Here is a 20,690-nt window from a genome sequence, read left to right as displayed (position 1 = left end):
AAAGTTGCCGCAACGTCGAACTCGGCGAGAATCAGCCGACCGCCTGCCGAATAAGCGCGGCGACGGCACGTGGCTGCGTCATGTAGACGGCATGGCTGGCGGCCACCTCGACGGTGGTGGCGCCGGCCCGATTCGCCATGGCGCGCTGGTCAGATGGCGTGATCATGCGGTCTTCGGTGGCAATCAGATACCAGCTTGGCTTGCTGCGCCAGGCCGGTTCGGTTACCGCTCCCGCCATGGCATCAGCCCCCCAGGGGACCTGCGAATCGGCCAAGAACGCCGCGTCGGCGGCCGACAGGTCGGCGCCGAACGCGTCGTGGAACGTATCCCGGTTCTGAAAGAAGAATCCGCCAGGACCCTCGACGATCGGCAAGTCCGGCGAATCAGGATCACCGCCCAGCGCTTTCACCGTCTCGCCAGCGTCCGGCGCAAACGCCGCGATGTACACCAAGGCGGCAGCCTTGTCGTGAGTGCCGGCTTCGGTGATGACCGCGCCGCCGTAGGAGTGCCCGGCCAGCACGAGCGGCCCCTCCAGCGCGTCGATGGTCCGTCGCGTCACTGCCGCATCGTCGTGCAGCGACAGGGTGGGGTTCTGCACGACAGCGATGCGGTAGCCGTCGGCGGTCAGCAGGTCGTACACGGGCCGCCAGCTGGAGCCGTCCACGAAAGCGCCATGCACCAGAACGACGGTCCCCATCATGATTCCCTCCGGACAACACCTACTCGTAGATGCCTTCCAGATACCACCTCCGCTGGCGGTAGCACAGCAGCAACGCCTGCCCGGGTTTTCCGTCAAGCAGCACCTGGGCCCGGGCGGTACGCCCGGCCTTGCGGTCGGGATCCCACCACCGCTCGTCGACGGGCCATGGCCCGGCCCACCAGGACAATGCGCCCTCCCGGCCGGGGGCGGTCAACCGTGCAGGGTCTGCGGAGAACAACCCCCGACTGGTCACCCGCACCGGATTGCCTTCGGCGTCAAGCACTTCGACCGGATCGTCGAGCAGCACGGTCGGGGATGGCTCGGGCAGTTGTCCCGGCCACGGCTGACCGGGGTCGGCAAGCGGAACCGGTTCGTCACCCAACGGCGTCAAGGTGATGCGTTCGGCGGGGCCACGGCCGCCGCTGAGCACCGGGACCATCACCGCGTCGGGCCCGAGCAGACCTTGCACCCGAACCAGCGCGCGGCGGGCGCGTAACCGGTCCTCTTCGCCGAGGCCGCCCCACAGCGGCAGTTGCAACGCCTCGGCCGAGACCACTTCCACCGGCTGCAGCCGCAACACGGTGATCGGCGCGGTCGGCCGGTCGTTGGGATTGCGGCGATTCAACCAACCGTCGAGCTGCCAGCGCACACGGTCGGCCGTCGCGTCCTCGGTCAGCGGTTCCGCGCATCGCCAAACCCGGCTCAGCTCTTCACCATTGGCGGTCACGGCATGGATGGCCAGCCGGGTGCAGCCGACACCTGCCGCCTCCAGACTGCGATGCAGATCGCCTGCCAGCGATCGGCCCGCGAACGCGGCAGCGTCGACCCGGTCGATCGGCGGGTCACAGTCCATCATGGCGTCGAGGTCCGGCGGCGGTTCGCGTCCCGACGGGCCGCGGGTCGGTTCGGCCCGCGCGAAGCGATGTGCGGCCACCGCGTCAGTCCCGAATCGAGAGGCCACATCGGCGCGAGAGAGGGCAGCGAACTGTCCGATGTTTCGGATCCCCATGCGCCACAACAGGTCTGCCAAATCTTCCCGCCCGGGTGCGGCGAGGCTCGGTTCGGTGGCCAGCTGCCGGATGGACAGCGCGGACAAGAACACCGCGTCCTTGCCCGGCTCGATGATCCGTCCGGCTCGTGCGGCGAAGACCGCGGTGGGCAGCCGGTCGGCGACTCCCACCTGACATTCGGCTCCGGCTGATGCCACCGCATCGATCAACCGCTCGGCGGCGGCCTGCTCGGATCCGAAATAGCGGGCCGCGCCGCGCACCGGCACTGCCAGCAGTCCCGGCCGCAGCACCTCGGCGCGCGGCACCAGATCGTCCACCGCGGCCGTCACGTTCTCGAAATGACGGGCATCGCGCGCCGGGTCGGCGGTGACGACGTGCAGCTGCGGACACCTGGCCTGAGCCTCCCTGCGGCGCAGGCCGCGGCGCACCCCCGCCGCACGGGCCGACGCCGAACAGGCGATGACCCTATTGGCCAGGGTGACCGCCACAGGAGTTGTCGCAGCCAGGTCGGCCGCGGCCGCTGCGGCCACCGCGGGCCAATCCATACACCAGAGGGCCAGGACCCGCGACGCGCTCATTCGCCTACCGCATGCACCGACCCAACGGCCCGCCCCCTCGCCCGCATGGCCAACCGCACCCGGCTGATCCGTCCGCATCCCGATACGGGCCGGCCACCGCTGCCACCGGTCACTTCGTAACCGCAGACCCTCGCCTCCAGGCGAGCCGTTGCGCCCTGCCAGTCGCCACCGGTGACCAACAGCGTGCACCCCTTCTGCCGCGCACGGGCCACTACGGCGCGCGCCCGGGTCGCGGGCACGCAGCGCCCGCCGAGGCCGAGCAGCACCAGATCCATGCCGTCCATCAGCACCGCCGCCACCTCAATGGGGTCTGCACCCGGTTCGGGGATGACGGCAAGTCGGCTGAGATCGGCTCCCATCTCCACGGCCGCAAGCAGACCGATGTCGGGCTGTCCGACGATGGCCGCATGCCCGCCCGCCGCCGTTACCGACGCCACCATGCCCAGCGCCAGCGATCGGGCACCCGCCAGCACCGCCACCGTCCCCCTCGGCAACGCGGTCGGTAATGCCTCGGCGTCGGAGGATCCGGGCAGCGGCAGCAAACTCTCCGACTGCGGAAGGACATCGTTCGACGCCATCTGTCCGCGTCGACCCTGACCGACCTTCCCGGATATCGCCGCCATCTTTCGGCGCAGGCGTTCTACCTGCTCAGCACGGTCAAGCCCGCGCCGATCCAGGTCCATCGCAGCGGTCACAACAGCACCTTCCGCCCCATCAGAATCATCCGTCATTCGAAACTTTGTTCGATACGACGAGTAAACACCCGCCCACCGACACCGTCAAGCGCCGGTGGCTCCGCCTGGGCCTACCGTTCGCCTACCGCGGAATCGCCTGCACATCGGTGGGCGGTAATTCGTTATTCGGATATTGTTTCTTCGGAAAGAACTCAGGAGCGGTCAATTCGCAAGTCGGGGGACAGATAGGAAAATCATGACGACACGTCGTTCGGCTCGTCGCATTCCGGCCATCGCCGGCGCCGCGGCAATCATCGCCCTGGTCGGGCTGTCCGCCGCCTGCGCGAAGGAGGAGGAGAAGGCTCCCGAGACGTCGACCACGACCACGACGACCACCACGACGACCACCACGACGGCACCGCCACCCGCTTCGCCGACGGAGAAGGCGCCGCGCCTCGATCCCACTGGCCCGAACCCGTTCTCGCCCAACATCAAGGCGCCTCCGGCTCCGACCGCCGAACCCGGCGACAACTAGTCCACGCCGGTGCCCGGTTGGCGGACAAGCGCCGGGCACCGACTGCTGGCGCTGATTGCGGCGGCGGGGGTGCTGGTGCTTGCGTCGGATCTGCGGGTCACGCGGGTGCCCAACACGCCGGCGTCGATCGGCGGCCCGTTCGCGTTGTTGCTCAGTGCCTCAACGGATCTCGGGCCCTCCCACCGCGATGACACTCAGCTGACCGTAGCCCTGCAAAACTCGTCCCATCCGGACCGGCTGATGGGTTGGGCACGACACCGGGGCCTGTCGGTGCGATGGCGGCCCGGCCAGAATTGGGCCATTGTCGAAGGCGATGCCAACAGCGTGGGCACCGCATTCGGCGTCGAGGTGCACGACTACCGCGGGCGGCGCGGCCAGCTGTTCTATGCATCCCCGCAGCAGCCGTCGGTGCCTCATGAACTGCGGCCGGAGGTCGTCGAACTCGGCAGGATCCTCAGCTACACGCCGCATCACATGTCGAAGCCACCGATGATTCCCACCGACGTGCCCGATCAGGGACTGCAGCCCAGCGCACTGCGCAACACCTACAACGTCACCAAGCTCACCTCGCAGGGTTTCACCGGCAAGGGCCAGACCATCGTGATCTTCGCCTTCGACGGGTTCGACCAAGCCGACCTCGACAGCTTCGCGGCGCTGTACGGCCTGCCGAAGTTCACGCCCACCGTTGTCGGCGGGCAGCCTGCCGAACCCCGCGGCGAAACCACGATGGACCTCGAGGTCGCTCACGCGATCGCGCCCGATGCGAAGAAGGTCGTCATCAACGCGCGGCCCACAGTGGATGGTGGTGGCGCCTACGAGAAGATCGCGGCAATGCTCGAATCCGCCGACCGGCAGTTCCCCGACGCGGTGTGGAGCTTCTCGATCGGATGGGGTTGCGACAAGCTCATCACCGCAGCCGACATGGCGCCGGTGCGCTCTGCGCTCGCTACCGCACACTCAAGGGGCACAACGGCTTTCAATGCCAGCGGTGATCTCGCCGGACTCGAATGCAAGGGCGGTCAGGACTGGTCGTCCCCACCGAGCGATGCCGACATCGGTCTCGATTCCGTTGCTTCCGTGCCGGAAATGACCAACGTCGGCGGCACCACCCTGTCTACCGACGCCACCGGCGTGTGGCAGTCCGAACAGGCCTGGTTCGACGTCCCCCTGTCGCTGGGAAGTGGCGGCGGGGTGTCCAACCTGTTCGATCGTCCCGGCTGGCAGCGCTCGGTGCTGCCGGACCGCGATCAGGGCCGCAGGCTCACTCCCGACGTGTCCGCGGTCGCCGACCAGTTCACCGGCGTGAAGATCGTGTTCAACGGCAAGCAACTGGTCGGCGGCGGCACGTCTCAAGCGGCACCGCTGTGGGCCGGGCTGGCGGCGGTGATGAACCAGTGGCTGATCGCCAACGGCGGACGCGCCCTCGGTGAGCTGAACCCGTTGCTGTACAAGGTCGCCGAGGGCTCACGACTGCCCGGCTTCCGCGACGTGACCCTCGGCGGCAATGCGGTCGCGATCGCCGCACCCGGGTACGACCTGGCCACCGGCCTGGGCACACCCGACGTCGACAACCTCGTGCGCAACATTCTGATCCTGCAGAAGATGACAGCGTGAGCACGCCCACCGACGATGCGCCGGCCATGATGCAGTGCCAGGTCTGCCAAACCGACGTCCCCGCAGGCCAATTCTGCGGGTTGTGCGGCGACTTCCTCACCGCCCGTAAGGGAAACGGCCCGCCGTGGTTGCGGCTCCGCGCCTACGGCGCCGCGCCGGGCGAGCATCTGCTGCGGCCGTCGTTGGCCAGCTCGCTGTTCCCACACCTACCGCACCGCTCCCGCAGGCCGTTCCGCGTCGTGCTGATCGTCGTATTGGTCGGCCTGGTCACGTTTGCCTCGCTTCGGATGCCCGCGGCGTTGATCACCGTCGCCGCGCTCGGCCTGCCGTTCTTGTTCGTTCTGTACATGCGCGAAACCGATGCCCGACGCGATTTGCCCACCAGCACATTATTTCTCGCCACCGCACTCGGCATCGGCCTCGGCGTCGGCTGGGTACTCTTGACCGGCGCGGTGGTCGCCCGCTCGTACGGTGTGCCGCTGGGTGCCGGCATCGCAGCGGGGCGGATGCTTCGCGAAGGTCTCGGCATCCCGGTCGGCGGCATGATCGTCATGCTCGTGCCCGCTGTGGTGGTGCGCCTGATGCGGCCGTCGGACCGGGAATCGTTGGACGGCTTCAGGATCGGTGCACTCGGGGCGCTGGCGTTCACCGCAGCGGCGACGATCACCCGGTTGGCGCCACAATTCGCGACCGGAATGGTCTCCCGCAGCCGCCCCGTCCAGTCCCTCATTGTCGAGGCGGGCATTCGCGGGCTGGCGGTGCCGTTGACGGCAGCGGCCGTCGGCGGCCTCATCGGCGCGGCGCTGTGGTTCACTCGACCGCCCAGCAAAACGCATCAGCATCCCGGACGTGTCCGTGCCGCGCTCGCCCTATTCGCCGCGGCCGTGGTCGGTGTCTACGCCGCGCTGGGACTGGTTGATATAACCCACATTCCGCAGTGGTTGCAGCTGGCCGTCCACCTGGCGGTCGCAATGGTCGCGCTCTTGTTACTACGAATCGGACTGCATCTCGCACTGCTGCACGAGGAGCACGACGAAATCCATTCCGATGACCCCATTCTGTGCCCGCACTGCCACCACGTCGTCCCCGACATGGCGTTCTGCCCTGCATGCGGGGCGGCGACCAGGGCCGCCTCCCGCTCGTCACGACGACACCGGCGCGAATCGCGACCGACGATCCCGGATGCCGACGAACCGGGTGACGCCACACATCCGGGCTACTCCACCACCGCCGGTGCCTACAGCAGCGCGCCGATACAGCAGACCTCGCATGGCAGGCTGCTGCGGACCTGGGGCAGCGGCATCGTCGCCGTGGCGCTCGCGCTGGTCGCGTTGTCGGTGATCATCCACAAGCCACCGGCACGCTACGTCTGCCCGCCCGAATGCGGGCACCCCCCAACCGGCGAGCCCGTCGCGGTCAATCCCCGTTTCACCGCGCCAGATGGAAGCTTTTCCGTGTCCTACCCCGCCGAGAGCCAGGCGTACCGGATCACCACCAGCCCCACCGGCGTACGTGCCGATTTCCTTGGTGGTGACGGCGGCACCATGCAGTTGATGAGCAGGCCGGCGAACGGGCGCTCCCCTGAACAGATCGCGAAAAGCCTTGTGCGGGACACCTTTCCCGATAGCAAGCTGGCGTATGAGATCCCCAACGCGATGGTGGGCTACCAACCCGGCTACGGGCTGGTAGCCGACTGCTGGCCCCAAGGTGCCAACAGCAACTACATGCGAATGCGGGTGATCGCGATGGTGGCGGTGAAACGCGACCTCGCCCTTGTCGCCGCGGCCGTAGGCCCGTTCCGGCAGTTCGGCCCCGATTCCGGAATCGGTAAACCGTCAGGCGCGAACCTGCAACTTGCCCTCGACATGGGCAAATACGTCAACAGCTTCACCTGGCGAGGCGACCCACCGCGCTGACAATTTCAAATGTTGACATTGACAAATGTCGACATTGACTGTTGTACTCAGGCATGGCCGAAAGCGACCGTGTGATGCACGGCTCTGTCCGATCCCGTGCCGCCGCGGCGCTCAGCACCAGAACGATTCGGCCCCTCACCGGTTTGCTGCCGTTTGATCGGGCCTGGGGACTGTGGCTGTCGCGCCGAATCCTCGCCGCCCTCATGGACGTCGCCGGCCCAGCACTGGGCGGCGGCACTCGTGTGGAAAGCGTCGACACCGTACTGGCCGACGGCCGGAGGCTCGTCGGCGAATGGGTGCGCGCGAACGGCGTCAACTCCACTTCGTCGGCCATCTACTACATCCACGGCAGCGGCTATGCCCTGTGTTCACCCCGCACCCACCGCCGGTTGACCTCATGGCTGTCGCGGTTGACGGGCCTGCCGGTGTTCGTGGTGGCTTACCGGCTTGCACCACGCCACCGATTCCCCACTGCCGCAGACGACGTGCGGACCGGCTGGGATTGGTTGACCTCGGTACACGGCCTTGCCCCCGATCGGATGGTCATCGCCGGCGACTCCGCCGGCGGCCATCTGGCTGTCGACCTCACACTGGATGACGATGTCGCGCATCCGGCGAGCCTTGTGCTGCTATCACCGCTGTTCGACATGACCTTCGGGCTTGCGCGCGTTCGGGAGGAACTGCGGCCCGACCCGGTGATCCGGGTTCGCGACGCCGAACGGCTCGTCAAGTTGTATTGCGGCCAAAGCGATCTCGCTCATCCGCGGCTGACGCTCGACGTTGCCGGGGGGAGGACGCTACCGCGGACGCTCATCCACGCCGGAGGTGCCGAATTCCTGGTCGCCGACGCCAGGGCCCTCGCCTCGGACATCCGCGGCGCCGGTGGTGATTGCCACCTGCAGATCTGGCCGGACCAGATGCATGTATTCCACGCGCTGCCCCGCGTCTCGCCCGAGGCCCGTCCCGCCATGCACGCGGTGGCTCGATTCATCACCGAGTCGCTGACCCGTACCGTCGCCGATCGTCGGGCGGGTTAAGGCACATGGCTTTTCCCTTCTCAGGAAACAAACGCAGTCGCGACGCCGCCGCCGTCATCACCGGCGCGGGTAGCGGCATCGGAGCGGCCTTCGCAGTCGAACTCGCCCGCCGGGGTGGCCGGGTGGTGTGCAGCGATATTGACGAAACAGCCGCGCGCGCAACAGCTGACGACATCACCGGCGCCGGCGGGGAGGCGTTGGCAGTACGTTGCGATGTGACACGTCTCGACGACGTCTTCGCCCTCGCCGACGCGGCGCAGAACTGGTTTGCAGCGCCGCCGTCGTTGGTGATCAACAATGCCGGCGTCGGTGCCGGCGGTGCCCCGATCGGTGCGATCGATATCGACGACTGGAACTGGGTGCTCGGTGTCAACCTGTGGGGCCCGATCCACGGCTGCCAGGTCTTTGCACCCATACTGCGCGACGCCGGATACGGCGGCATCATCAACGTGGCCTCGGCCGCGGCGTTTGGCGCGGCCCCGGGGATGGCGGCCTACAACGTGAGCAAGGCCGGCGTGCTGTCGCTGTCGGAGACGTTGGCGGCCGAACTGTCCGGCACCGGTGTGCATGTCACGGCGCTCTGCCCCACGTTCGTGAAGACGAACATCGTCGGCTCCGGCCGGATCAGCGACAAGTCGACGCAGATGGCCGACCGGCTCATGCGCTGGACCGGCTTCTCCCCCCAACGGGTGGCCCGCACCTGCCTGGACACCCTTGATCGTGGCGGCCTCTACTGCATGCCGCAACCCGATGCCCGAATCGGCTGGGCGATCAAACGTTTCACCCCGACGGTATATACCCGCGCCGCCGGTCTCAGCACACGGATCATCACCTAGGAGGGCATCGATGGCGATCGATATGGACGTCATGCTGAGCAAGATCAAGGACCGGCAATGGGCACTGGCCGATATCGACTGGGAGGCACCCGGTGCGGAGCTGATCACGGACGAGCAACGGCCGCAGCTGAAAGCATTCATGGCCGACCTGTGCTGGATCGAGAACATCGGCGCCAGAGGTTTCGCCGCGCTGGCGAAGAAGGCGCCTACTCCCACGATCGCCGAGATCTACCGGTATTTCCACGCCGAGGAACAGCGCCACGCCAACGCGGAACTGGCGCTGATGAAACGTTGGGGGATGCTCGACGACGGTGAAGTGCCCGAACCAAACGTGAACATCCGGTTGTCCATCGACTGGCTGGATCGGTGGGCCGACGAGATGCCGCTGTCGTTGCTGGGCACGGTGATTCCCATGCTGGAAGTCGCCCTCGACGGCGCGCTGTTGAAGTTTCTGCTCGACGAGGTGCACGACCCGGTTTGCCACCAGGTCTTCGAAAAGATCAACAACGACGAATCACGGCACCTCGTGGTCGATTTCGAGGTTCTCGACATGATCGGGCACGCCAAGGTCCGACGCATGCTGATCGACTTCATCGGCCACAATGCGACGCCGGGCCTGATCATCGGCCTGATCACAGGTGCTCCCCTGATAAACCGGATCCGAAACGAGATCACCGCGATGGGGATGGAGCCCGAGCGCCTGTACCGCGCCGTCAAACGGTTCAAAGAGCTCGGCGACCGCGGACAACACACCAAGCGCGTTCCGACGTACCGGTTCCTCAGCCGCTATGCCGGCGTCGTCACCAACCCGCGTCATCCGTACCATCTGCTCGCCAATTCGATGGTGTGGCTTTCCGACCGCTACCCGCGGCCGCTGCTGCCGTCGGTGCCGACCTGGGTCAAGGAGGTCACCCATGAGCCGGCAGCCTGAGTCGACCGACGTGCTGATCGTCGGCACCGGTTTCACCGGGATCGGCACCGCGATCAAACTCGCCCAGGCCGGTGTCGATGACTTCGTCATCGTCGAACGCGAGGACCGCGTCGGCGGGACCTGGCGCGACAACACCTATCCCGGTGCGGCGTGCGATATTCCGTCGGTGCTGTACTCGTTCTCGTTCGCGCAGAACCCGCACTGGTCGCGGGCGTACTCCCCCGCCGCCGAGATCTGCCGTCACATCGAGCACCTGGTCGATGCATACGACCTGCGTCGTCGCATCCAATTCGGCGTGGAGGTCAATGGGCTGCGATTCGACGAGGCCGGGGGCAGCTGGACTGTCTCGACGTCGAGCGGCAAGGTGTTCCGCGCCCGCACCGTGGTGCTGGCTTCGGGACCGCTGCCCGATCACAAGCTTCCCGACATTCGCGGCGTGGACACCTACGAAGGCAAGGTCATTCACAGCGCCCGCTGGGACCATGACTTTGACTTCACCGGTAAGCGCGTCGCCGTCGTCGGAACCGGAGCGAGCGCTGTGCAGATCGTCCCGGAACTGGTCAAGCAGGCCGACTTCGTCAAAGTCTTCCAGCGCACGCCCGGCTGGGTCCTACCACGCATGGATATCGCGATGCCCGGTGTGGCGAAAGAGTTGTTCGCGAAAGTGCCCGGCACACAACGGTTTGCACGCGAGGCCCTGTACTGGGGACATGAGGTGAGTGCCACCGCACTGGTGTGGGACAGCCCATTGACCGGCCTGGTCGCCCGGCTGGGGCGCGCGCACCTGCGCCGTCAGGTCAAGGATCCGTGGCTGCGCCGACAATTGACCCCGGACTTCACGCCCGGGTGCAAACGGATGCTGGTCTCCAGCGATTACTATCCCGCGCTGCAACGCGACAACTGCAAGCTGATCGACTGGCCGATCGCGACAATCAGCCCTGTTGGGATCCGCACCAGCGACGGCATCGAGCATCATCTGGACGCCATCGTGTTCGCGACGGGTTACGACGTGCACCTGACCGGCCCACCCTACCCGGTGACCGGCCTCGACGGGCGCTCGCTGAGCAGCGAATGGGCCAGTGGCGCACAGGCATACAAGAGCATCAACGCCCACGGCTATCCGAACCTGTTCTTCATGACGGGGCCGAATTCCGGCCCCGGGCACAACTCGTTGCTGGTGTACGTGGAAGGCCAGATCGACTATGCGGTGGCCGGCATCACGGGGATCCTGGGTGAGAACCTGCGCTATCTCGACGTCCGTGAAGACGTGCAGCGGCGCTACAACAGAGCGATCCAGAAGCGGCTGACCAAGACCACCTGGATGTCGGGCTGCAGCAGCTGGTATCTGACCAAGGACGGCTTCAACGCCTCGATGTATCCGGGTTTCGCCACCCAGTATCTTCGTCAGATGCGGGATTTCCGGTTCAGCGACTACACCTCCGCGAGGGGCTGCGAAAGTACGACGGCTTGACATGTCCGCGGCAAGGCAGCCTCGACAGCCCGCGGGGGCCATCTCGACGATCCTGACCGGTCTGCGACGTGCAGAGCGGCAGATCCGCCGGGGCTCCCGCGACGTCATCGAGAACGCCGTGTCGCAACTATTCGACGCGGCTGTGCAGCCGCACGGCATCGAAGCATCCGGCGAATACCGGATCGAAGAGTTGGCGCGGATGGCCGGTACCACCACGCGCAACATCCGCGTCTACCGCGACCGGGGGCTGTTGCATCCCCCACTGCGGGTGGGGCGCATCGCGCTGTTCAACGACACTCATCTGACTCGCCTGCGGCTGATCACCTCGCTGCTCGACCGCGGATACAACATCTCCCACGTGCACGAGATGTTGTCGGCGTGGGAGCAGGGTAAGAACGTCGGTGACATGCTGGGCCTGGAATCGGCCATCGCAGGCAGCTGGGCGACCGAAAAGCCCGAGCGAATGAGCATCGCCGACGCCAAACGGTTGGTCGACGACGATGCGGGCTTCGAGCGGATGGTCGGAGTCGGCGTCATTCGGCTCGAAGACGGTGAAGCTGTCGTGGTGCGGCCCAAGCTGATCGAGGCGTTCAATGACATCCGCCAGTACGGCGTCGCCACCGACAAGCTCATCGACCTGCACGAGCAGATCGCACCGATCATCGATCAGATCAGCGGCATCCTGGTACAGGCGGGCATCGAAGAGGTGCTCGGCCGGATCAAGCCAGGGGAAGCCCTTCCGCCGGACACCGAAATCGCCGAACTGCTCACGATGCTGGTGCGGTTCCGCACCCAGGCGGTGTCGGCGGTGTCGTCGACGCTGGCCTTCTCGATCGAGTCGACGATCGAGTCTGCGGTCGGTCAGATTCTCGGTGACCTGATCGCCAAAGAAGCGCACCCCGAAGCACCGTCGGAGAACTGATCACTCCCATTCGATGGTGCCGGGCGGCTTGCTGGTGACATCCAGCGTCACGCGGTTGACCTCCGGCACCTCGTTGGTGATGCGGGTGGAAATGCGTTCGAGCACCTCGTAGGGCACCCGCGTCCAGTCCGCGGTCATGGCGTCCTCGCTGGACACCGGGCGCAGCACGATCGGGTGGCCATACGTGCGGCCGTCGCCCTGCACACCGACCGAGCGGATGTCGGCGAGCAGCACTACCGGGCACTGCCAGATCTGGTTGTCCAAGCCGGCCGCGGTCAGTTCCTCGCGGGCGATCGCGTCGGCGCGGCGCAGCGTATCGAGCCGGTCAGCAGTCACCTCACCGATGATGCGGATACCCAACCCGGGACCCGGGAACGGTTGGCGTGCAACGATTTCCTCCGGAAGCCCGAGTTCGCGACCGACAGCGCGGACCTCGTCTTTGAACAACAGCCGAAGCGGCTCAACGAGTTTGAACTTGAGGTCGATTGGCAGACCGCCGACGTTGTGGTGGCTCTTGATGTTGGCCGCGCCTGAACCGCCGCCGGACTCCACCACGTCGGGGTACAGCGTGCCCTGCACCAGGAACTCGACGTCGGGGCCGCCGTCTTCCACAAGCCCGCGCACCGCGCCCTCGAACGCTCTGATGAACTCGCGGCCGATGACCTTGCGCTTGCCCTCCGGGTTGGTGACGCCCGCCAACGCCTGCAGAAAACGATCCGCGACGTCGACGGTGACGAGGTTGGCGCCCGTGGCCGCGACGAAGTCCCGCTGCACCTGCGCGCGTTCGCCGGCCCGCAGCAGACCGTGGTCGACGAACACACATGTCAGCCGGTCACCGATGGCGCGCTGCACGAGCGCGGCCGCGACGGCCGAGTCCACTCCGCCCGACAGGCCGCAGATCGCCCTGCCGTCACCGATCTGTGCACGCACCTGTTCGACAAGGGAATCGGCGATGTTGGCGGGCGTCCACGCCGAATCGATGCCCGCGAATTCGTGCAGGAACCGGCTGAGCACCTGCTGGCCGTGCGGGGTATGCATGACCTCGGGGTGGTACTGCACGCCGGCCAGCCCGCGGGCCCGGTTTTCGAACCCCGCGACGGGTGCGCCCGCGCTGCTTGCGACAACCTCGAAGCCCTTGGGCGCGGCCGTGACGGCGTCGCCGTGACTCATCCACACCGGCTGGGTCTCCGGCAGATCCGAATGGAGTTGTCCGCCAGCCACTTTCAGCTCGGTGCGGCCGTACTCGCTGGTGCCGGTACGGGCGACGGTGCCCCCGAGCGTCTGCGCCATGGCCTGGAAGCCGTAGCAGATGCCGAACACCGGGACACCCAGATCGAAGACGGCGGGATCCAGCTGCGGCGCACCCTCTTCGTACACGCTCGACGGGCCGCCGGACAGCACTATCGCCTGCGGATCCTTGGCCTTGATCTCCTCAACCGTGGCGGTGTGCGGGACGACCTCCGAATAGACCCGCGCCTCGCGCACCCGGCGGGCGATGAGCTGCGCGTATTGCGCTCCGAAGTCGACCACCAACACGGGGCGAGGGGATGCCGGTTGCACCCGCCCAGTCTACGGGCGGGCCCGTCTCACAGCCTGACCCGCCGTCCCCCGCTGTTCACTGCCACGGCACGGACGAGCAGTCGCCGTGTGGTTGGGTATCCGGGAACAATCGCGTCGTCAGCCGATAGGAGATTCATGCCGGAGTGGGTGGTCGTGGCGCTGGCGCTTGCCGCCGCAGTGACCTCGGCCCTCGGAATTGTGATCCGGCAGCGCGCAACGCTGGAGATCCCTCAGGACGAGGGCGTCAGCACGACGATGTTCAAGAAGCTGTTGCGCAACCGGCTGTGGTGGGCCGGCACCGCGGTGGCGGGGTCCGGCTACGGCCTGCAGGCGCTCGCGCTGACCTGGGGTTCACTGATCCTGGTCCAGCCGCTGCTGGTATCGGCGTTGTTGTTCGCGCTGCCGATGAGCGCTCGGCTGGCCCACCGCCGGGTCACCACCCACGACTGGGTGTGGGCGCTGGTACTGACGGTCGGATTGGCGACATTCGTGTCGATGGCGCGCGTCCACCCTGGGAACTACCGGCCACTGCCCGCGGTGTGGATTTTGGCGGGGATGCTGTGCGTGACCGTGGTGCTGGGGTCTGTCATCGGTGGTGCGCGCACGGAGGGCCGCAATCGGGCGCTGCTCATCGCCACCGCGGTCGGCGTGCTGTTCGGTGTGGTCTCCGTGCTCACCAAGGTCACCGTGCAACGCCTGGACGAGGAAGGCCCGTTGGGCACGCTCATGGTGCCCGCGCCGTATCTCGTCGTCATCCTCGGCGTCGCGGCAACGCTGTTGCAGCAGTCGGCTTTTCACGCGGGTGCGCTGCAGACATCGGTGCCGACCATGCTGGTGCTAGAACCGTTGATCGCGGTGTCGCTGGGCGTCGTCGTGCTTGGCGAGGCGCTCGCCGTCACCGACCCGGTCAAGATCGCGGTGATCGCCGTCGCGGTGGTGGCAATGGCCGCGGCGACCATCGCGCTCGGTCGCGACGAAGGCGCGTTCGAAGAGCAACTCGAAAAACAGATGGCTCAACGACAGGGGTCTCCCGGCGGGCAGACGCCGAACTAGGCGAGCTGTTTGTGTGTCGGCAGACCGCCGGTCTCCTCGAACACCACGCGCTTGCCGATCTCGACGGCATGGTCGGCGAACCGTTCGTAGTAGCGGCCGAGCAGCGCCACATCGACCGCCGAACACACGCCGCCCTGCCATTTGTGGTCGATCAGCAAGGTGAACAGGTGCTGGTGCTCGGCGTCAACGGCGTCGTCCTCTTCCCGCAGCCGGGCGGCCTTGCCCGAGTCACTGGTGAGCAACACCTCCTGCGCCGTGCGTGCCAGCTGCACCGACTTGGCTCCCATCTCGGCGAAGCTCGACCGCACCTCATCGGGCAACGCGCAGTCCGGGTGCCGCAACCTCGAGATGCTCGCGACGTGGACGGCCAGGGCGCCCATGCGTTCGACGTCGGCGCTGATGTGGATCGCCGAAACGATTCTGCGCAGATCCCCGGCCACCGGAGCCTGCAACGCGAGCAGTCGCAGCGCGGTGGCCTCTGCGCGCTGGCTCGACACCACGAGGTGGGCGTGGTCACCGATCACTTGCTCAGCGAGGGTCAGATCGGCGTTCAACAACGCCGACGTCGCATGCTCCATCGCGTCGGCGGCCAGGCCGCACATCTCACCCAGCTGCTCACACAGCGTGGATATCTGCTGGTAATACGCGGTCCGCATGGGGCCAACACCTCTCCGCGCCGGTGCCCTCCCGGCCCGGCGTGCACTGTCAGTACCCCGATTCGGCGGGTTTAACCGGCCGAGCTCACCGCCTGGTCCGGCGCGAACGGGATACGACGAAGCGCGCCGAAGGCATCGGCGGGCACCACGGGGTGGGCGGGCTCGATGGGATCGAGCCGCCGGTAGGGCTCGCCCTGCTTCGGTCGCAGATCCTGCTCACCCTTGTTCGGCCACAGCGACGCGGCACGCTCAGCCTGTGCGGTAATGGTCAGCGACGGATTCACGCCGAGGTTGGCCGACACCGACGCGCCGTCCACCACGTACAACGTCGGATAGTCGTACACGCGGTGGTAAGGGTCGATCACGCCGTTCTCCGGGCTGTCGCCGATGGCTGCGCCGCCGAGGAAGTGCGCTGTGAGCGGGATGTTGAACAGCTCGCCCCAGGTGCCGCCCGCGACGCCGTCGATCTTTTCGGCGATCCGTCGGGTGACGCGGTTGCCCACCGGGATCCAAGTCGGGTTGGGTTCGCCGTGGCCCTGCTTGCTGACCATCCGGCGGAAGCCGAGCCGGGTGCGTTTGGTGTAGGTCGTGATCGAGTTGTCCAGGTGCTGCATAACCAGCGCGATCATCGTGCGCTCGCTCCACCGCGACGGGTTGAGCAGGCGCAGCGTTTTCTTCGGGTCCTCCCGTGCCTGATCGATCAGTTGTCGCCAGCGCGGGATGTCGGTGCCTTCGGGCCCCTCGCCGTCGGTCATCAGCGTCTGCAGCAGCCCCATGGCGTTGGAGCCCTTGCCGTAGCGCACGGGCTCGACGTGGGTGTCGGCCGTGGGGTGGATCGACGACGTGATCGCCACGCCGTGGGTCAGGTCGAGGTCGTCACCCACCGACAGGCGTCCCGCGCCGACGATCGACTCGGAGTTGGTGCGGGTGAGCACGCCCAACCTGTCCGACATCTTCGGCAGGTTGCCTCGGTCGCGCATCTTGAACAGCAGCTTCTGCGTGCCGAACGTGCCCGCCGCGAGGACGAGGTGCGTGGCGGTGAAGGTGCGCCGGCCTCTGCGCAGCAGCCGCCCGGTGTGTGCAGTTTTGACTTCCCAAAGCCCGTCGTGCCGTTGCTTGAACCCCGTCACCGTCGTCATCGGGTGTACTTGTGCCCCAGCACGTTCCGCGAGACCAAGGTAATTTTTGACCAGAGTGTTCTTGGCGCCGTAGCGGCAGCCCGTCATGCATGAGCCGCATTCAATGCAGCCGGTGCGGTCCGGGCCGACGCCACCGAAATACGGGTCGGGCACCGTCTTGCCCGGCGTCTTTTTGCCGTCGGGTCCGAAGAACACACCGACCGGGGTCGCCACGAACGTGTCGCCGACGCCCATCTCGTCGGCGACCTCTTTCATCACCTTGTCGGCGTCGGTGAAGGTCGGGTTCTGCACCACGCCGAGCATCCGCTTGGCCTGCTCGTAGTGCGGCATCAGCTCGGCTCGCCAGTCGGTGATGTTCTTCCACTGCGGATCGTCGAAGAACGGCTCCGGCGGCACATACAGCGTGTTGGCGTAGTTCAGCGATCCTCCCCCGACGCCGGCCCCAGCCAGGATCATCACGTTGCGCAGCAGGTGGATCCGCTGAATGCCGTACATGCCGAGCTTCGGCATCCACAAGAACTTGCGGAGGTTCCACGACGTCTTCGCGAACTCGTGGTCAGCGAATCGACGACCGGCCTCCAGCACGCCGACGCGGTAACCCTTCTCCGTCAGGCGCAACGCCGAAACACTTCCCCCGAACCCCGAACCAATGATCAAAACGTCATAGTCAGGCTGCATGAAACCAGTATGAACTTACCCGTCAGTAGGCAGAACCCCGGGTCCGCGACACCGCCGAGTGTCGGGTGTGCAGTATCGGAGCGACGGACCGAAACCCTCGGAATCCGCACAGTCGCGGGCCCGACGCGGTCAGCTCCCGACCGTCAGTCCGACCTTCTGGAACTCCTTGAGGTCGCAGTAACCGGCCTTGGCCATCGACCGGCGCAGGCCACCGACCAGGTTCAGCGAGCCGAAGGGGTCATCGGACGGCCCGTTGAGCACCTGCTCCAGCGGCGGCCGTTCGCCGATGGCCACCTGCAGCAGAGCGCCGCGCGGCAGCGACGGGTGCGCCGCAGCGGCCGGCCAGAACCAGCCGTCGCCGAGTGCCTCCGCGGCCAGCGACAGCGGGGTGCCCAGCACGACGGCGTCGGCCCCGCACGCGATCGCCTTGGCCAGGTCGCCGGAGGAATGAATGTCGCCGTCGGCCAGCACATGCACGTAGCGGCCGCCGGTCTCGTCGAGGTACTCGCGGCGTGCCGCGGCGGCGTCGGCTATCGCGGTCGCCATCGGCACGCTGATTCCGAGCACCTCGTCACTGGTGGTGACTCCGCTGGTCGAGCCATAGCCGACGATCACGCCCGCCGCACCAGTGCGCATAAGGTGCAGAGCCGTGCGATGGTCGAGCACGCCGCCGGCCACCACAGGGACGTCCAGCTCCGAAATGAAGGTCTTGAGGTTCAGCGGCTCGCCGTCCTGTGCGACGCGTTCGGCCGAGACGATGGTGCCCTGGATGACCAGTAGATCGATGCCCGCCGCAACCAGCGACGGCGTCAATGCCTGCGCGTTCTGCGGGCTGACCCGAACCGCGGTCGTCACCCCGGCGTCGCGGATACGCGCGACGGCGGCGCCCAGCAGATCAGGGTCGAGCGGTGCCGAATGCAGTTGCTGCAGAAGGCGAATAGCCGCGGCAGGTTCGGGTTCCTTTTCAGCGGCCTCGATGACCTGGGCGACCTTGGCGGCCACGTCGGCGTGCCTGCCGATCAGACCCTCGCCGTTGAGCACGCCGAGGCCACCGAGCCGCCCGAGTTCGATGGCGAACTCGACCGACACCAGTGCGTCGGTGGGATGACTCAGAACCGGGATCTCGAACCGGTACGCGTCGAGCTGCCAGGCCGTCGACACATCCTTCGACGATCGGGTCCGACGGGACGGAACGATGTTGATGTCGCCGAGTTCGTAAGTGCGACGGGCAGTCCGGCCCATCCCTATCTCGACCATGTCGCGCATGCGGACTCGCTAGCGGGTGTAGTAGTTGGGCGCTTCGACGGTCATCGTGATGTCGTGCGGGTGGCTCTCCTTCAGTCCCGCGGGGGTGATCCGGACGAACTGCGCCTGCTGCAGCTGCTCGATGGTGGCTGCCCCGGTGTAGCCCATCGCGGCCTGCAGGCCGCCAGTGAGCTGGCGGATCACGCTGGACAGCGGCCCGCGGAACGGAACACGGCCCTCGATACCCTCGGGCACCAGCTTGTCCTCGCTGAGCGCATCGTCTTGGAAGTAGCGGTCCTTCGAATACGACTTCGCGCTGCCGCGGCTCTGCATCGCCCCGAGCGAGCCCATGCCGCGGTAGCTCTTGAACTGCTTGCCGTTGACGAAGATCAGGTCGCCGGGCGCCTCGGCCGTGCCGGCGAGAAGCGAGCCCAGCATCGCCGTCGACGCGCCGGCCGCCAGCGCCTTGGCGATGTCACCCGAGTACTGCAACCCGCCGTCGGCGATCACCGGAACCCCGGACGGTGCACAGGCGGCGACCGCTTCCAGAATCGCCGTGATTTGAGGCGCACCAACGCCGGCCACGACACGGGTGGTGCAGATTGAACCGGGACCCACGCCCACTTTCACCGCGTCGGCGCCGGCCTCGACCAGCGCGGCCGCGGCGGCCCGCGTCGCGACGTTTCCGCCGATCACGTCGACGCGGTGGCCGACCTCCCGTTTGAGATTGTTGACCATGTCGAGGACCAGGCGGTTGTGGGCGTGCGCGGTGTCGACGATCAGCACGTCGGCGCCGGCGTCGGCCAGCGTCATCGCCCGCGTCCAGGAGTCGGGCCCGATGCCGACGGCCGCCCCGACCAACAGCCTGCCGTCGCTGTCCTTGGTCGCAAACGGGTGCTGTTCGGTCTTGACGAAGTCCTTGACGGTGATCAGCCCGGTCAACCGGCCGTGTCCGTCGACGATCGGCAGCTTCTCGATCTTGTTGCGGCGCAACAGACCAAGGGCGGCGTCGGCAGTGACGCCCTCGCGCGCGGTGATCAAGGGTGCCTTCGTCATCACCTCCGACACCGGCTTGTTCATGTCGACTTCGAAGCGCATGTCGCGGTTGGTGATGATGCCAACGAGGGCGCCGGTGTCGTCGACGACGGGAAGTCCCGAGATCCGGAACCGGGCGCACATCGCGTCGACCTCGGCCAGCGTGTTGTCCGGTGAGCAGGTGACGGGGTCGGTGACCATGCCCGCCTCGGACCGCTTGACGGTTTCCACCTGGCCCGCCTGCTCGGCCACCGGCAGGTTGCGGTGCAGCACACCCATGCCGCCGGCACGGGCCATCGCAATCGCCATCCGTGACTCGGTGACGGTGTCCATCGCCGAGCTGACCAGCGGCACTTTCAGCCGGATGCGGCGGGTGAGCTGACTGGACGTGTCGGCCGTGGCGGGCACCACATCCGAGGCGGCAGGCAACAACAGCACGTCGTCGAAGGTCAACCCGAGCATGGCGATCTTCGTCGGATCGTCGCCGCCGGTCGGCACCGGTACGGCGATGGGGATGGGGATGTCGCTTTCAGCGATCGACATGGGTTTCGAGCCTCCATCGGCGGGGAGCTAGATAACTATCTTATCGGCTTCGGCCTCGGGAACTGGCCCCACACGGGTGCCGCGCCACACCGAGTCAGCTGGGCAACCGCTGGCGCGATACCTGTAGCGCTGCGTAGTGTGGAACCGTGCGAGACCACCTGCCGCCTGGTTTGCCGCCGGATCCGTTCGCCGATGACCCGTGCGACCCCTCGGGAGCCCTCGACGCCCTCGAGCCGGGCCAACCGTTGGACGCGCAGGAACGCACCGCTGTCGAGGCCGATCTCGCCGACCTGGCGGTGTATGAAGCACTTCTGGCGCACAAGGGAATTCGCGGCCTCGTGGTGTGCTGTGACGAATGCCAGCAGGACCACTACCACGACTGGGACATGCTGCGGGCCAACCTTCTGCAACTACTGGTCGACGGCACGGTGCGCCCGCACGAGCCGGCCTACGATCCCGAGCCGGACGCGTACGTGACCTGGGATTATTGCCGCGGCTATGCCGATGCGTCGCTCAACGAAGCGACGTCGGAGTCCGACGGCTACCGCTGAGCGCTC

At 67.0% G+C, this 20,690-nt stretch carries 18 protein-coding genes; 10 read left to right on the top strand and 8 right to left on the bottom strand.

The annotated features are described in order from the left end of the window. Positions 1 to 31: 31 nt before the first annotated feature. The 3 genes from A5651_RS16450 to A5651_RS16440 are packed head-to-tail and all read right to left on the bottom strand — an operon-like array spanning position 32 to position 2,983. Entirely contained in the window at positions 32 to 697 is a 666-nt protein-coding gene (locus A5651_RS16450; RefSeq protein WP_066983021.1) for an alpha/beta fold hydrolase, read from the bottom strand. A 22-nt stretch (positions 698 to 719) separates the two neighbouring features. Next, on the bottom strand, positions 720 to 2,288 hold the full coding sequence (locus tag A5651_RS16445; protein ID WP_066982925.1) for a DNA polymerase Y family protein: 1,569 nt from the start codon (positions 2,286 to 2,288) through the stop codon (positions 720 to 722). After that, complete coding sequence (locus tag A5651_RS16440; protein WP_066983017.1) at positions 2,285 to 2,983, bottom strand: hypothetical protein; 699 nt, start codon at positions 2,981 to 2,983, stop codon at positions 2,285 to 2,287. Before A5651_RS16440 ends, A5651_RS16445 begins: the two co-directional genes overlap by 4 nt. Before the next feature lie 235 nt (positions 2,984 to 3,218). On the opposite strand from A5651_RS16440, the gene A5651_RS16435 reads away from it, so the two are divergent. The 8 genes from A5651_RS16435 to A5651_RS16400 are packed head-to-tail and all read left to right on the top strand — an operon-like array spanning position 3,219 to position 12,224. Beyond that, positions 3,219 to 3,497: a hypothetical protein gene (locus A5651_RS16435; RefSeq protein ID WP_066982922.1), complete on the top strand. Its 279-nt coding sequence runs from the start codon at positions 3,219 to 3,221 to the stop codon at positions 3,495 to 3,497. 9 nt (positions 3,498 to 3,506) lie between these two features. Continuing rightward, positions 3,507 to 5,111 carry a protease pro-enzyme activation domain-containing protein gene (locus A5651_RS16430; RefSeq protein WP_066982919.1) on the top strand — a complete coding sequence of 535 codons (1,605 nt, stop codon included), beginning with the start codon at positions 3,507 to 3,509 and terminating at the stop codon, positions 5,109 to 5,111. Next, positions 5,108 to 7,027, top strand: a complete 1,920-nt coding sequence (locus A5651_RS16425; protein WP_369803961.1) for a zinc ribbon domain-containing protein — start codon at positions 5,108 to 5,110, stop codon at positions 7,025 to 7,027. Before A5651_RS16430 ends, A5651_RS16425 begins: the two co-directional genes overlap by 4 nt. Positions 7,028 to 7,080: 53 nt before the next feature. Continuing rightward, positions 7,081 to 8,064 carry an alpha/beta hydrolase gene (locus A5651_RS16420; protein WP_082943808.1) on the top strand — a complete coding sequence of 328 codons (984 nt, stop codon included), beginning with the start codon at positions 7,081 to 7,083 and terminating at the stop codon, positions 8,062 to 8,064. Between the two features lie 5 nt (positions 8,065 to 8,069). Then, positions 8,070 to 8,900 carry an SDR family oxidoreductase gene (locus A5651_RS16415; protein ID WP_066982916.1) on the top strand — a complete coding sequence of 277 codons (831 nt, stop codon included), beginning with the start codon at positions 8,070 to 8,072 and terminating at the stop codon, positions 8,898 to 8,900. Positions 8,901 to 8,910: 10 nt separating this feature from the next. Continuing rightward, a complete protein-coding gene (locus A5651_RS16410; protein ID WP_066982914.1) occupies positions 8,911 to 9,831 on the top strand; it encodes a reductase in 921 nt (306 codons plus the stop codon). Beyond that, the gene (locus A5651_RS16405; RefSeq protein WP_066982911.1) at positions 9,815 to 11,302 is read left to right on the top strand and encodes an NAD(P)/FAD-dependent oxidoreductase; all 1,488 of its coding nucleotides are present in this window, start codon (positions 9,815 to 9,817) and stop codon (positions 11,300 to 11,302) included. Before A5651_RS16410 ends, A5651_RS16405 begins: the two co-directional genes overlap by 17 nt. Position 11,303: 1 nt before the next feature. Beyond that, the gene (locus A5651_RS16400; protein ID WP_066982908.1) at positions 11,304 to 12,224 is read left to right on the top strand and encodes a MerR family transcriptional regulator; all 921 of its coding nucleotides are present in this window, start codon (positions 11,304 to 11,306) and stop codon (positions 12,222 to 12,224) included. Here the strand turns inward: A5651_RS16400 and guaA are convergent, their stop codons facing one another. Next, positions 12,225 to 13,784, bottom strand: coding sequence for a glutamine-hydrolyzing GMP synthase (guaA, locus tag A5651_RS16395; protein WP_066982905.1), 1,560 nt, complete (start codon positions 13,782 to 13,784; stop codon positions 12,225 to 12,227). It lies immediately after the preceding gene. A 135-nt stretch (positions 13,785 to 13,919) separates the two neighbouring features. Between guaA and A5651_RS16390 the strand changes: the two genes are divergently transcribed. Then, positions 13,920 to 14,837 (top strand): DMT family transporter, encoded by a 918-nt coding sequence (locus A5651_RS16390; RefSeq protein ID WP_066982868.1) that lies wholly within the window; start codon positions 13,920 to 13,922, stop codon positions 14,835 to 14,837. On the opposite strand, the gene phoU is transcribed toward A5651_RS16390, so the two are convergent. From phoU to guaB, 4 genes are all read right to left on the bottom strand, one after another. Beyond that, positions 14,834 to 15,493, bottom strand: coding sequence for a phosphate signaling complex protein PhoU (gene phoU / locus A5651_RS16385; protein WP_066982865.1), 660 nt, complete (start codon positions 15,491 to 15,493; stop codon positions 14,834 to 14,836). The two genes, A5651_RS16390 and phoU, sit on opposite strands and share 4 nt — an antisense overlap. A gap of 71 nt (positions 15,494 to 15,564) precedes the next feature. Continuing rightward, complete coding sequence (locus A5651_RS16380) at positions 15,565 to 17,310, bottom strand: GMC oxidoreductase (RefSeq protein ID WP_066982862.1); 1,746 nt, start codon at positions 17,308 to 17,310, stop codon at positions 15,565 to 15,567. Positions 17,311 to 17,439: 129 nt separating this feature from the next. After that, positions 17,440 to 18,567, bottom strand: coding sequence for a GuaB3 family IMP dehydrogenase-related protein (locus tag A5651_RS16375; protein ID WP_197496644.1), 1,128 nt, complete (start codon positions 18,565 to 18,567; stop codon positions 17,440 to 17,442). An 18-nt stretch (positions 18,568 to 18,585) separates the two neighbouring features. Beyond that, positions 18,586 to 20,133 carry an IMP dehydrogenase gene (gene guaB / locus A5651_RS16370; protein ID WP_066982855.1) on the bottom strand — a complete coding sequence of 516 codons (1,548 nt, stop codon included), beginning with the start codon at positions 20,131 to 20,133 and terminating at the stop codon, positions 18,586 to 18,588. 146 nt (positions 20,134 to 20,279) lie between these two features. Between guaB and A5651_RS16365 the strand changes: the two genes are divergently transcribed. Beyond that, a complete protein-coding gene (locus tag A5651_RS16365; protein WP_066982852.1) occupies positions 20,280 to 20,684 on the top strand; it encodes a DUF5319 domain-containing protein in 405 nt (134 codons plus the stop codon). Positions 20,685 to 20,690 lie beyond the last annotated feature (6 nt).

Origin of the sequence: Mycobacterium sp. 1274761.0 (genome assembly GCF_001668615.1) — a bacterium.
GTDB lineage: Bacteria > Actinomycetota > Actinomycetes > Mycobacteriales > Mycobacteriaceae > Mycobacterium.
This window is presented reverse-complemented; position numbering and strand designations above follow the sequence as displayed.